We start from the raw sequence: 13,332 nt of genomic DNA on the forward strand, positions 1-13,332 counted from the left end.
GGGGTGGGGTTCGATGAGCTGTATCCGCCGGAGCGACTGGCCGCCGCGCAGCGTGCCGTCGCCGTCGCCGGGATGGACGCGCTGCTGCTGAGCCCCGGCTCCGACCTGCGCTACCTGACCGGCTACGACGCGCACGCCGGTGAGCGGCTGACCCTGCTGGTGCTGCCCGCCGAGGGCGAGCCGACGCTTATCGTGCCGACCCTGGAACGGCCGGCGGCCGAGGCGTCTCCGGCGCCGGCCACCGGGGTACGCATCGTCGACCATCCCGACGGCACCGACCCGTACCCACTGGTGACCGCCGCCCTGGGCGGGCCGGTCGGCGCGGTCGGGCTGGCCGACCGGATGTGGGCCGAGCAGGTGCTGGCGCTGCGGGCGGTGCTCCCCGATGCCCGGCAGCGGCTCGCCTCGGCGGTCCTGCGGGAGTTGCGCATCCACAAGTCCGCCGCGGAGGTCGAGGCGCTGGCCGAGGCCGGCGCGGCGATCGACGCGGTGCACGCCCGGATGGGGGAGTGGCTGCGACCGGGGCGGACCGAGGCGGCGGTGGCCACCGACATCGCCGCCGCGATCAGGGCGGCCGGCCATGTCACGGTCGACTTCGTCATCGTGGCCGCCGGCCCGAACGCCGCCAGCCCGCACCACGGCACCTCCGACCGGCCGATCGGTGCCGGTGAGCCGGTCGTGGTGGACATCGGCGGGACCATGCCCTCGGGCTACCGCTCCGACTGCACCCGCACCTACTCCACCGGAGGGCCGGCGCCGGCCGAGTTCGTCGACTACTACGCGGTGTTGCACGAGGCGCAGCGCGCCGCCGTCGCGGCGGTCCGTCCCGGCGTGAGCGCCGCCGCGGTCGACGCCGCCGCCCGCGAGCCGATCACCGCGGCCGGCTACGGCGACGCCTTCCTGCACCGCACCGGTCACGGCATCGGCCTGGACGGCCACGAGGAGCCGTACGTGGTGGCCGGCAACGACCGCCCGCTGGCGGCGGGGATGACCTTCTCCGTCGAACCGGGTATCTACCTGGCCGGGCGGCATGGCGCCCGGATCGAGGACATCGTCGTCTGCACGACGGACGGCGTACGACGGCTCAACACCACCCCCACGGAGCTCATCGCGCTATGACTGTCGACCGGATCCTGCCCACCGACGAGGCTCGCGACCTGTTGGAGTTGACCACCGAGTTGGCCGACCGGGAACTCGCGCCGAAGGTGGACGAGTACGAGCAGCGGGCCGAGTTTCCCCGGGAGGTGCTGCGCACGCTGGGCCGGGCGGGCCTGCTCGGCCTGCCGTACCCGGAGGAGTACGGCGGTGCCGCCCAACCGTACGAGGTCTACCTGCAGGTGCTGGAGATCCTGGCCGGCCGCTGGCTGGCCGTCGCCGAGGCGGTCAGCGTGCACACCCTGTCCTGCTACCCGGTCGCCGCCTTCGGCAGCGAGGAACAGCGCAAGCTGCTGCCCGACATGATCGGCGGCGAGTTGCTCGGGGCGTACTGCCTGTCGGAGCCGCAGGGCGGTTCGGACGCCGCGGCGCTGACCACCAGGGCGGTGCGCGACGGCGACGGCTATGTCGTCACCGGCACCAAGGCGTGGATCACCCACGCGCAGGTGGCCGACTTCTACAACATCTTCTGCCGTACCGGCGGTCCCGGCCCGAAGGGCATCTCCTGCCTGCTCGCCGACCGAGCCACGCCGGGTATCCACCCGCAGGCCGCCGAGCGCACCATGGGGCTGCGCTCCTCCCCGGTGGCGCAGCTCGTCTTTGACGAGGCCCGGGTGCCGGCCGACCGGCTGATCGGCGGCGAGGGGGCGGGGTTCACCATCGCCATGTCGGCCCTGGACTCCGGGCGGTTGGGCATTGCGGCCTGCGCGGTCGGGCTGGCCCAGGCGGCGCTGGACTATGCGGTGGACTACGCCCGGCAACGCGAGCAGTTCGGCCGGTCGATCATCGACTTCCAGGGGCTCGGGTTCACCCTGGCCGACCTCGCCACCCAGATCTCCGCCGCGCGGGCGCTGACCCTGGCCGCGGCCCGGCTGCGCGACGCCGGCCGGCCGTACTCGATCGAGGCGGCCAAGGCGAAGCTGTTCGCCACGGATGTGGCGATGCGGGTGACCATTGACGCGGTGCAGGTTCTCGGCGGCGCGGGATACGTCGCCGACCATCCGCTCGAGCGGTACCTGCGGGAGGCGAAGGTGCTGCAGATCGTGGAGGGGACCAACCAGATCCAGCGGTTGGTGATCTCCCGGGCGCTGGCGAAGGGCTGAGGCGAACGCGACCGTCCGCCCGCCGAACGCGACGGCGGGCGGGTTTGTCAGTCGCGTCGACCGGTCGTACCCGGTAGGTTGCACGCCGTGGAGGAGATCGACCGCGCCATCGTGGTGGCGCTGACCGCGGACGGCCGACTGTCGTACACGGACCTGGCGGAGAAGGTCGGCCTGTCGGTCTCGGCGGTGCATCAGCGGGTGCGTCGGCTGGAGCAGCGTGGGGTGATCAAGGGCTACGCCGCGCGGGTCTCCTTCGAGGCGCTGGACCTGCCCTTGACGGCGTTCGTGGCGATCCGGCCGTTCGATCCGTCCCAGCCGGACGACGCGCCGGAACGGCTGGCTCACCTGCCGGAGATCGACTCGTGCTACTCGGTGGCAGGGGAGGACTTCTACCTGCTGCTGGTCCGGGTGGCCGGTCCGGTCGACCTGGAGCGGGTGCTCCAGGAGATCAGGACGGCGGCCAACGTCACCACCCGGACGACGGTGGTGCTGTCCACCCCGTACGAGCACCGACCGCCCAAGATCGCCCTCGACCCGGCAGCGCTACCTCGCACCCGGGGCGTACCGCCCGCCGCAGCGGGCGCACAGGCGGACTGACCCGGAACACCCGGTGCCGCTGCGACCCAGGAGACGGGGCTAGGATCCATCCCTGATTCGGCGGAAGGTGAGACCCGAATCATGACCGGGACGCCGGGGGGGCGGTTCGTGCCGTCCGTGTCCGGGTCGCCTCGCGTGTCTCGAAGGGGAGGATGAGATGTACCGATCGATGCGATCGCGTTCCAGCCAGCCGGCGGCCGGAGTCCGCTCATGACACGCATTCTCATCCGCGCCGGCAAGAGCCCGTTGACCGTACTGTCCCATGAGCAAAGCCTGTCCACCTCTCGGTTGGGTGTCTTCGGGTCGAACTCTGGGAACATGCTGTTTTACAGCGCGGTGTTCCGGGTCCTGAGCGTGCCCGGCGCCGAGGTGGTCGCCAACTCCTACGTGCATGAGCGTCCGGTGCACCTGGGCACCTACATCAACCGGACCAACGAAGAGTTCGACCGGTTCGTCCTGCCGATGGCGAACTCGTACCGGGACACCTTCCTGCCGCACCTGGAGCGTCTGGCCAAGGTCATCGAGCGGCTGAAGATCCCGGTCACGGTGGTCGGCATCGGCGCGCAGCTGCCGTACGGCACCGAGTTCGACTCGCTCCCCGACAACTACAAGAAGATCGTCACGCGGTTCACCCGGGCCGTTCTCAACCGGTCGGCCTCCATCGGTGTGCGCGGTGAGTACACGGCGCGCATGCTGAAGTATCTCGGCTTCGGCGACGAGCACGTACGGGTGATCGGCTGCCCGTCGATGTTCGGCAACGGGCCGCTGGGACCGTTGGTACGCAAGGTGGACCGGCTGGCCTACGACAGCCCGATTGCCATCTCGTACACGCCGAAGGTCAAGGGGGTCGACCGGCTGGTCGAGGCGAACACCGACCGCTACCCCAACAGCGTCATCGTGCCGCAGCAGCATCACCGGCTGGCGCTCATGTTGTGGGGCGAGAATCCGGCCAAGGTCCCCAACAAGCGGATGCCCATCCACACCGACCATCCGCTGTACGAGAACGACCGGATGCGTTTCTTCGTCGATGCCTCGACCTGGGTCGACTTCATGGCCGAGCAGCACTTTGCCTTCGGCACGCGCATCCACGGCAACGTGGCGGGCGTGCTGGCCGGCACGCCGTCGGTGGTGTTGGCGCACGACTCCCGCACCGTCGAACTCTCCGAGTACCACGGCATCCCGTACCGCCTCTACTCGGAACTGCCGCCGGATGTCGACGCGCAGCGGCTCTACGAGGAAGCCGATTTCGACGCCTTCGGTCCGCGTCAGGCCGAGACCTTCGAGACCTACGTGCGGTTCCTCGAGCACAACGACCTTGAGCACGTGTTCCAGCCGGGCAAGGAAAACCCGGCCTATGACGAGGCGCTCGCCGCCGCCCCGTTCCCCGGCCCGGTGCACACGCTGATGGCCTCGGACGTGGTCGGGCGGCGCCAGGTGATGTCCCGGCTGCGCTGGCTGCGGCAGGGGCACGACGGCGATCTGGAGCGCCGCGCCTACGAATTCGAACCACCGTTCCGCGAGCCGCGCGGAACGAGGACGCTTGAGGAGCGGGTAACCGAGTTGGAGAAGGAACTCAAGGTGCAGCAGGAGTCGCTGGCGAGCTGGCGGGGTCGGATGGGCCGGGTGCTGCGGATCAACCCGTTGTCCACGGGGGGCCGGCGGTGACGACTGCGGCTCCGAACACGTCCCGACCAGGGGCATGGGTGGCGTCGAAGACGGGAGGGCGCATCACCTCCACGGCGATCGACGTGTCGGCGCTCGCCGCGCTGCTGCTGGCGGCGGTGGGCGGTTCCCGGCTCTGGGCGTTGCCGCCGGCCGTGCTGGCGGCCGGGTTGCTGGCCTGGACGTGGCGCGCGGGAGCGGTGTCCACCTCGAAGGGCGCCGTACCGCGCGTCCTTCTGCTGGCCAGCGCGTACCTGCTCGGCGCGGTGCACAGCGGCGTCGATCTCGCGCTCGCCGTCGGCGTGGCCCTGGCCGGCTTGGCGGTGCTCAGCGAGACACCGATGGGGTTCATCTCCCGTGCCGCGTACCCGGTGACGGCCAATCTGCCGGGAATCGGCGCGCGGCCCTATCGGCGCCCGAACACGAGCCGCGCGGTGCTGGTCAACGGAGCCGCGGTGCTGGTGGCGCTCGGCTGCGCCTTCGTCGGCAGCCTCGGGGTGGTCGCCGCGGCGGTGTCGGCGGCCGCGCTCGGCCTGTCGTTGTTCACCTTGTGGCAGGGGCTGGGCCGGGTTCGGGCGCGGCGGACCAGCGAGCGGAACCTCACCAAGGCGCTTACCGCCTACGAACCGGCGTTCGTGGTGCACTGGACCGCACCTGCCGGCACCGCGTACCAGGTCGCGATGTGGCTGCCCTACCTGGAGCGGCTCGGTCGTAAATTCTTCGTGCTGGTGCGCGGTGAGGCCAACTTCAGCGAGGTGGCGGCGCTGACCAAGGCCCCGGTGGTACTGCGCACCGCCCTGGAGGACATGGATGCCGTGGTCACCCAGTCCATGCGGGCCGCCTTCTACGTGAACACCGCGACGAAGAACAACCACCTTCTGCGGTACACGAACCTGACGCACATCCAGCTCAACCACGGCGACAGCGACAAGGTGCCGAGTCACAACCCGGTCTTCCGGATGTACGACAAGAACTTCGTCGCCGGCCAGGCCGCGATCGACCGCTTCGCGGCCAACGGCGTGAAGATGCCGATCGAGATGTTCAGCGTCGTCGGGCGACCCCAGGTGGAGAACGTGGCGGTGGCGGCCAAGCCGATCGCCTCGATCGCCAACCCCCGGGTGCTCTACGCGCCGACGTGGGCGGGTTTCTACGCCGACTCCAACTACTCGTCACTGCACGTCGGTTACGACATCGTCAAGGCGCTGGTCGAGCGCGGTTGCAGCATCGTCTTCCGGCCGCACCCGTACAGCAACCGGAATCCAGCGCTGGGCCGTGAGTGTGAGCGGATCCAGGCGCTGCTGGCCGAGGACCGCAAGGCCAACGGGCGGCCGCACGTGTTCGGCAAGCAGGCCGAGGTGAAGATGTCGGTGATGGACTGCTTCAACGCGTCGGACGCGATGGTGTCGGACGTGTCGAGTGTGGTGGCCGACTACCTGTACTCGGAGAAGCCCTTCGCGATGGTGGCTGTCTCGACGCCGGCGGACACGTTCACCGACGAGTTCCCGCTGGGGCGGGCCAGCTACGTCATCGACGCCCACGGCGGCCGGGTCAAGGGGCTCGACGCGATCCTCGACGACTTCCTCGGCGCCGACCCGCTGGCCTCCACCCGACAGGACATCAAGAAGTACTACCTCGGCGACATCCCGCCGGAGCGCTACGCCCAGCATTTCCTGGACGAGGCGTCGCGCTACCTCTGAGTTCGACAGCGGTTCTCGTACCGGCTCCGGCCCGGCTTCGTGCCCGGCCGGAGCCGGTACCGTTCGGGCACCGAATTGGCGTGCTTGCCGGAACCGGTCTTCGGACGGGTCAGTGCCGACCGGTCGACCCGGTCGCCGGCCCGGTGGGCTGGGCGACGGCTTGGTTCCACCTGAGGATCACCCGTCGGCCGTGTTCGTGGCCGAGCAGGCTGAGGGTGGCGGTGTCCAGGCGGAGCAGCCCGCCTGCGGACGGTGGCAGCCCGACCCACCGGGCGCCCAGCACGCGTAGTGCGTGCGCGTGTCCGACCAACGCGACGGGGCCTCGGTCGAGCAGGGGGTGCAGCCTGGCGAGCAGCCGGTCCAGGCGTTCGCCGACCTCGCTGGGCGACTCGCCGCCCGGGCATCCGTCGGTCCAGACGCTCCACCCGGGCCGTTCGTCCTGGATCTCCGCTGTGGTGCGGCCCTCGTAGTCGCCGTAGTGCCATTCGGTGAGGTCGTCGTCGGAGCCGGTGACGGCCAGCCCGGCCAGCTGCGCGGTGCGCAGTGCCCGGATCCGTGGGCTGGTCAGCACCGCGACGAACCGGCGACCGGCGAGGGCCGGTCCGAGCGCGCGGGCCTGCCGCTCGCCGTCGGGGGTGAGCGCCAGGTCGGTGTACGAGGTGTGGCGGCGGCTCGCGCTCCACGTGGTCTCGCCGTGGCGGACGAGCAGGATCTCGTTCATGCCGTCGCACCGCGTCGCTGCCCACCACGGTGCGACCTCAGCGCGCCGATTGGGGGGATTCGTTGGCCCATGCCCTTAGTCAACCAGGACACCGCGCCCCATGCCGGTCGGCGACGGGATCGTCCTGGGCCGGAACCGGCCGCCGATCGCCCTGCTGCTTTGGGGCGGGATCGGGCGGTCAGGTCGTGCTCGCCGTCGTCGCCCGATCCCGCCTGGTCTCCTGGGACCGACCACACTCACGCTATACCCCTAGTGTCCTAGGATGCCTTAGCGTTTGTGCCCGCCACCACAGGCTGACCAGCCCGTTTCACGCCACAGCACAGGGGGACACCACAGAAAGCGGAGCGGATCGCTCCGCGGACCGCCGAAGCAGGCAGGGAGGCGACATGAGCTTCACCGACAAGGCGAAGAACAAGGTCGAGGAACTGAGCGGCGCCGCCAAGGAGCGCATCGGCAACATGGCCGACAACGAGCGCATGCGGGGCGAGGGTGGCAGCGAGCAGAGCAGTGCCCACGGCCGTCAGGCCGGCGAGAAGATCAAGGATGCCGGGCGCAAGGCGAAGGACACCTTCACCAGGTGACCGCCGGGCACGGAAGCGGGCCGCCGGATGATCCGGCGGCCCGCTTCGCGGTGCGGAGGAGACCGGCCCGGGTCAGTCGTCGCGGTGTACGCGCCACCACTGCTGACCGGCCTCCGGGAGGGTGTCGATCGGGTCGTAGTAGGCGTAGCGCTTGCTGAGTGCCTCCAGGTCGGCTGATTCGATGGAGGTGCGGTAGTTCTTCGTCCAGTAGGAGATTCCGCGTTCCCGGTCGTACTCGGTGACCATGTGCACCCAGCGCTTTCCGACGAAGGGCACGTCGCAGACGATCCGCGGGGTGGCGTATCCGGGCAGGTAGCCCATGATGTCGTGCTGGAGTTGCTGGGCGTGCCAGACCGGGACGCGCCAGTGCTCCGCGTTGGGGATCATGTCGCACATGTAGAAGTAGTAGGGCAGGATGCCCGCCTCGCCCTGTAGCGCGAAGCAGAGGTCGAGCAGGTCGGTGCTTGTTGCGTTGACTCCGCGCATCAGCACGCCCTGGTTGCGTACGTCGCGGACGCCGATGTCGAGGGCGGTCTGGGCGGCCCGGGCGACCAGTGGGGTGAGCGACTGGGCGTGGTTGACGTGCGTGTGGATGGCGAGGTTGACGCCGCGGCGGGCGGCGGTGCGGGCGACTCGTTCCAGACCCTCGACGACGTCGGGTTGCAGCCAGTGCTGGGGTAGGCCCATGAGGGCCTTGGTGGCGAGCCGGATGTCCCGGATGGTTTCGATCTCCAGCAGGCGCATCAGGTACGACTCAAGGTTGCGCCAGGGCACGTTGGCCACGTCGCCGCCGGAGACCACGACGTCGCGAACACCCGGGTGGGCCTTGAGGTAGCTGATGTGGGCGTCGTAGCGGTCGACGGGCTTCAGGGTGAGCTTGAGCTTGTCCACCGTGGGGGTGGAGTTGCCGACCAGGTCCATGCGGGTGCAGTGCCCGCAGTACTGCGGGCAGGTGGAGAGCAGTTCGGCGAGGACCTTGGTGGGGTAGCGGTGGGTGAGGCCCTCGGCGACCCACATGTCGTGTTCGTGCAGGGAGTCGCGGGTGGCGTAGGGGTGTGACGGCCAGTCGGTGCGCCGGTCGGAGGCGACCGGGATCATGTAGCGCCGGATCGGGTCGGCGAGCAGCGCCTCGGTGGTTGGTGCGGCGTACGGCGCCATAGTGTTGATCATCTGTGGGGTCACCAGCATGGACATGGTGGCCAGGGCGCGCTGGTCGGCTTCGAGGTCGGCGTAGAAGGTGTCGTCGACGGTGTCACCGAGCACGGTGCGCAGTTGCTTGATGTTCTTGACGCAGTTGACGCGTTGCCACTGGGCGCTCTCCCACTGGTCGCGGGTGACGTGGCGCCAGCCGGGGAAGCGGGTCCAGTCGGGTTCGACGAGTGGGCTGCGGCGGTATTCGTAGGGCTGGCCGGTGCGGGCGGTGGTGGGGGCCGGCGGGGTTGCCGGGATGGTCTGCACCGGCGGTCGGGTCTGGGTCACGGCCCCTCCTCTGGTCTTCCTGGGTGATCAACGAACCGAAGGCTACTGGAAAAATTTCGGTTGAGAAATTATTCTGCCGTAAGTTTTCCCGCCATGCGAGTCCAAGGCGAGGCTTCAGGCGGCCGGACAGGGGAGGTCGGTGTGACGTCACCGGTGGGTCTGCACCGCGTCGTGGAACCCGGGGGCGTGCTGCCACAGGCCGCCTGGCGGCTCGACACGCGTCCGGAGATCGCGCCGAACGAGGTGCGGATCCGGGTGGAGCGGCTGAACCTGGACGCGGCGAGTTTCCGGCAGTTGTCCGTCAAGCACGGTGGGGACGGCGACGCGATCCGGGCCGAGGTGCTCGACATCATCGCGACCCGGGGCAAGATGCAGAACCCGGTGACGGGGTCGGGTGGCATGCTGATCGGCACGGTCGAGGAGGCGGGTCGACGTTCGCCGTTGGGGCTGAAGGCGGGCGAGCGGGTGGCCACGCTGGTGTCGTTGACGTTGACTCCGCTGGTGGTGACCGACGGATTGGCCGGCTGGGACGGCCGTAGCGAGCAGGTGCCGTGTGCGGGGTGGGCGATTCTGTTCGCCCGGTCGGTCGCGGCGGTGCTGCCGGCGGATCTGGATCCGCAGTTGTCCCTGGCGGTGTTGGACGTGTGCGGTGCGCCGGCGTTGACGTCGCGGGTGGTGTCCCGGTACGTGGCGGAGCGGGCGGCTGAGGGGGATGCCCGGCCGGTGACGGTGGCGGTGGTCGGCGGCGCGGGTAAGAGTGGTTCGTTGTCGCTTGCGGCGGCGCGGCGGGCGGGCGCGAATCGTACGGTCGGCGTGGTGCCGGTGGTCGCGGAGCGCGACGCGCTGGCGGCGGCGCGGCTGGCCGACGCGGTGGCGTTGGCCGACGCCCGTGATCCAGTGGCGTTGTCGACGGCGGTGACCTCGGCGCTCGGGGTTCCGGCGGACGTGACGGTGGTGTGCGTGGATGTGCCGGGTTGTGAGCACGGTGCGGTGCTGGCGACCGCGGACGGCGGCACGGTGATCTTTTTCTCGATGGCGACGAGCTTCGCGGCGGCGGCGTTGGGTGCGGAGGGTCTGGCGGCGGACGTGACGATGCTTGTCGGCAACGGGTACGTGCCGGGGCACGCGGAGTTGGCGTTGGGTCTGTTGCGGAGTGAGCCGGGGGTGCGTGGGCTGTTCGAGGCACGGCTGGCGGCAGACTGAGGTCATGACGAACAACCCCTCGACGTTGTACCGCGCTGGTGTGCTGCACTGCCCGGCGGATCCGTCCGCGACGGCGCTGTTGGTCCGTGACGGGCGGATCGTGTGGCTGGGTTCGGATGCCGACGCCCCGTCGGCGGACCGGGTGGTGGAGCTGGACGGTGCGTTGGTGACGCCGGCTTTCGTGGACGCGCATGTGCATGTCAGCGACACGGGTCTGGTGTTGTCCGGGCTGGATCTGTCCGGGGTGCGGTCGGCCGGTGAGTTGTTGGACGCGGTGTCGGCGTACGCGGCGGGGCTGCCGGCGGACGCGGTGGTGCTGGGGCACGGGTGGGACGAGTCGACGTGGCCGGTGGCGCAGCCGCCGTCGGCGGCGCAGTTGGGTCGGGCGGCCGATGGTCGGCGGGTGTACCTGTCGCAGGCGTCGATCCATTCGGCGTTGGTGTCGGAGGCGTTGTTGGCGGCGTGTCCGGAGGCGGTGGCCGGGTCGGGGTACGACGAGTCGGGTTGGTTGCGTCGGGACGCGCATCATGTGGTGCGGGCGGTGGCGCGGGCGTCGGTGACGCGGGCGCAGCGGGTGGCGGCGCAGCGGGTGGCGTTGGGGTATGCGGCGTCGGTGGGGATCGCGGCGGTGCACGAGTGTGGTGGGCCGGAGATTTCCGACGAGGAGGATTTCACCGGCCTGTTGGCGATTTCCGGTGCGGGGGTGCCGGAGGTGTACGGGTACTGGGGTGAGTTGGGTGGTGCGGCTCGGGCGCGGGAGTTGGGTGCGGTCGGTGCCGGTGGTGATCTGTTCGCCGATGGTGCGTTGGGTTCGCGTACGGCGCATCTGTCGCAGCCGTATGTCGATGGTGACGGGTGTGGTCACGGTTATCTGAGCGCGGACCAGGTTCGTGATCATTTGTTGGATTGTGCGGCGCACGGGATGCAGGGCGGGTTCCATGCGATCGGTGACGCGGCGGTGTCGACGGTGCTTGAGGGTTTCGCGGGGGCGGCGCGGCGGTTGGGTACGGACCGGTTGCGGGCGGCGCGGCATCGGGTGGAGCACGCGGAGATCGTGGATCGGCGGTTGATCGCCGGGTTCGTGGAGTTCGGGGTGGTGGCGTCGATGCAGCCGGCGTTCGACCGGTTGTGGGGTGGCGCGGGCCGGATGTATGAGTCGCGGTTGGGGTTGGCGCGGTCGTTGGCGTCGAATCCGATGGGGGCGATGCACGGGGTCGGGGTGGCGTTGGCGTTCGGTTCGGATTCGCCGGTGACGCCGTTGGATCCGTGGGGTTCGGTGCGGGCGGCGGTGGCGCATCACAACCCGGTGCAGCGGATGAGTGTGCGGGCGGCGTTCGCGGCGCACACGCGGGGTGGTTGGCGGGCGGTGCATCTGGACAACGAGGGGGTGCTGGCGTTGGGTGCGCCGGCGACGTTCGTGGTGTGGTCGACGCCTGCGGGGGTGGAGCGGGGGTTGCCGGTGTTGCAGGCCGTGGATCCGGAGGCGCGGGGTGCGGATGATCCGACGCCGTTGCCGGTGTGCCGGCGCACGGTGTTGCGCGGCGAGGTGATCTATGAGGAAGGGTCCGCGTGACGGGGAAGCTTGATCTGGATCCGGTGCTGGTGGCGCGGGCGCGGGAGTTGGCGCGGCGGGCCGGGCGGCCGGTGGTGGAGTTGGCGCGTGGTCATACCACGGTGTCGGTGGAGCGGGCGGTGCTGCGGCTGGCCGGGGTGGTCGGTGCGGATCCGGACGGTATTCCGTGGGTGAACCGGCTGGTGGACGCGGTGGTGGCGGATGTCGGTCTGGGGCACGGGGTGGCGGTGCCGGTGTTCGACGCCCTGGCGCGGGAGCAGATCACCGATGTGACGTTGCTGGCGCAGCAGGCGGCGGCGGGGTCGGTGCGGTTCCAGGTGCCGTCGGGTCGGGCGGCGACGGTGGCGCGGCGGGCTGCCCGGAAGGCGGTCGCGGCGGGGATCCGGCGGATCGATCGGCGGCGGGCCGAGCGGGACCGGTTGGTGAAGCGGTTCGGGGATCCGCCGCGGCGGCCGTGGATCTATCTGATCGTGGCGACGGGGGACATCTACGAGGACATTCCGCAGGCGCAGGCGGCGGCGCGGGCTGGTGCGGATGTGATCGCGGTGATCCGGTCGACGGGGCAGTCGCTGCTGGACTACGTGCCGGAGGGGGCGACGCGGGAGGGGTTCGCGGGGACGTACGCGACGCAGGAGAACTTCCGGTTGATGCGGGCGGCGTTGGATGAGTCGTCGAAGGAGTTGGGTCGTTATGTGCGGCTGACGAATTACGCGTCGGGGTTGTGCATGCCGGAGATGGCGACCCTCGCGGGCCTGGAGCGGTTGGACATGATGCTCAACGATTCGATGTACGGGATTTTGTTCCGGGACATCAATCCGGTGCGGACGTTCGTGGATCAGCGGTTTTCGCGGCAGGTGCACGCGCGGGCGGGGATCATCATCAACACCGGTGAGGACAACTACCTGACCACCGCGGACGCGGTGGACGAGGCGCACACGGTGACGGTGTCGCAGTTGCTCAACGAGTATTTCGCGCATGAGGCGGGGTTGGCGGACTGGCAGTTGGGGCTGGGGCACGCTTTCGAGATCAACCCTGATGTGTCGGAGTCGTTGCGCCTGGAGTTGGCGCACGCGTTGTTGGCGCGGGAGTTGTTTCCGGATGCGCCGTTGAAGTGGATGCCGCCGACGAAGCACATGACCGGGGACGTGTTTCGGGGGAATCTGCTGGACGGGTTCTTCAACCTGGTGGGCACGGTGACCGGGCAGGGCATCCTGCTGGTGGGGATGATGACGGAGGCGGTGGTGACGCCGTGGTTGTCGGACCGGGACATCGCGTTGCAGAACGTGCGGTATGTGCTCGGTGCGGCGGGTGGGTTGGCTGAGGATTTCGTGCCGGTGCCGGGTGGGTTCATTCAGCAGCGGGCGAACCGGGTGCTGGGTGAGGCGGTGGATCTGCTGGAGCGGATCGGGGATCAGTCGTTGTTGACGGCGATCGCCGAGGGCACGTTCGGGATCATGAAGCGGCCGGCGGACCGGGGTAAGGGTCTGGACGGGGTGGCGCGGCACGAGGCGGGTTACTACAACCCGGCCACGGAGATCCTGGAGCAGCCGGGAGCGCGAGG

Annotated in this window: 10 protein-coding genes and 1 pseudogene; 9 read left to right on the top strand and 2 right to left on the bottom strand. The window is 69.9% G+C overall.

Features of this window, described 5'->3' with window-relative positions; translation table 11 throughout:
- Positions 1–3: 3 nt before the first annotated feature.
- From ACFY2A_RS12465 to ACFY2A_RS12485, 5 genes are all read left to right on the top strand, one after another.
- Entirely contained in the window at positions 4–1,119 is a 1,116-nt protein-coding gene (locus tag ACFY2A_RS12465) for a M24 family metallopeptidase (protein ID WP_387171144.1), read from the top strand.
- A complete protein-coding gene (locus tag ACFY2A_RS12470) occupies positions 1,116–2,258 on the top strand; it encodes an acyl-CoA dehydrogenase family protein (RefSeq protein ID WP_387171146.1) in 1,143 nt (380 codons plus the stop codon). Before ACFY2A_RS12465 ends, ACFY2A_RS12470 begins: the two co-directional genes overlap by 4 nt.
- Positions 2,259–2,345: 87 nt before the next feature.
- Positions 2,346–2,855 (top strand): Lrp/AsnC family transcriptional regulator, encoded by a 510-nt coding sequence (locus ACFY2A_RS12475; RefSeq protein WP_363920698.1) that lies wholly within the window; start codon positions 2,346–2,348, stop codon positions 2,853–2,855.
- A gap of 318 nt (positions 2,856–3,173) precedes the next feature.
- The gene (locus ACFY2A_RS12480; protein ID WP_387171148.1) at positions 3,174–4,520 is read left to right on the top strand and encodes a polysaccharide pyruvyl transferase family protein; all 1,347 of its coding nucleotides are present in this window, start codon (positions 3,174–3,176) and stop codon (positions 4,518–4,520) included.
- A 38-nt stretch (positions 4,521–4,558) separates the two neighbouring features.
- Positions 4,559–6,214 (top strand): CDP-glycerol glycerophosphotransferase family protein, encoded by a 1,656-nt coding sequence (locus tag ACFY2A_RS12485; RefSeq protein ID WP_387171150.1) that lies wholly within the window; start codon positions 4,559–4,561, stop codon positions 6,212–6,214.
- A 109-nt stretch (positions 6,215–6,323) separates the two neighbouring features.
- Here the strand turns inward: ACFY2A_RS12485 and ACFY2A_RS12490 are convergent, their stop codons facing one another.
- Positions 6,324–6,935 carry a histidine phosphatase family protein gene (locus tag ACFY2A_RS12490; protein ID WP_387171152.1) on the bottom strand — a complete coding sequence of 204 codons (612 nt, stop codon included), beginning with the start codon at positions 6,933–6,935 and terminating at the stop codon, positions 6,324–6,326.
- Between the two features lie 386 nt (positions 6,936–7,321).
- Between ACFY2A_RS12490 and ACFY2A_RS12495 the strand changes: the two genes are divergently transcribed.
- A complete protein-coding gene (locus ACFY2A_RS12495; RefSeq protein ID WP_387171154.1) occupies positions 7,322–7,516 on the top strand; it encodes a CsbD family protein in 195 nt (64 codons plus the stop codon).
- 72 nt (positions 7,517–7,588) lie between these two features.
- Here ACFY2A_RS12495 and ACFY2A_RS12500 read toward each other — a convergent pair whose 3' ends face one another.
- A complete protein-coding gene (locus tag ACFY2A_RS12500) occupies positions 7,589–8,995 on the bottom strand; it encodes a lysine 2,3-aminomutase (RefSeq protein WP_363920708.1) in 1,407 nt (468 codons plus the stop codon).
- A gap of 93 nt (positions 8,996–9,088) precedes the next feature.
- Here ACFY2A_RS12500 and ACFY2A_RS12505 point away from each other — a divergent pair, with 93 nt between their 5' ends.
- The 3 genes and pseudogenes from ACFY2A_RS12505 to ACFY2A_RS12515 all read left to right on the top strand — a co-directional run.
- Positions 9,089–10,198 carry a zinc-binding alcohol dehydrogenase gene (locus ACFY2A_RS12505; RefSeq protein ID WP_387171156.1) on the top strand — a complete coding sequence of 370 codons (1,110 nt, stop codon included), beginning with the start codon at positions 9,089–9,091 and terminating at the stop codon, positions 10,196–10,198.
- 4 nt (positions 10,199–10,202) lie between these two features.
- On the top strand, positions 10,203–11,771 hold the full coding sequence (locus ACFY2A_RS12510) for an amidohydrolase (protein ID WP_387171158.1): 1,569 nt from the start codon (positions 10,203–10,205) through the stop codon (positions 11,769–11,771).
- Positions 11,768–13,327 (top strand): annotated as a pseudogene (locus ACFY2A_RS12515) (lysine 5,6-aminomutase subunit alpha); the annotation flags it as partial. The gene ACFY2A_RS12510 and the pseudogene ACFY2A_RS12515, both read left to right, overlap by 4 nt.
- Positions 13,328–13,332: the final 5 nt, after the last annotated feature.

The organism is Micromonospora sp. NPDC000442, assembly GCF_042898635.1.
Taxonomy (GTDB): domain Bacteria; phylum Actinomycetota; class Actinomycetes; order Mycobacteriales; family Micromonosporaceae; genus Micromonospora.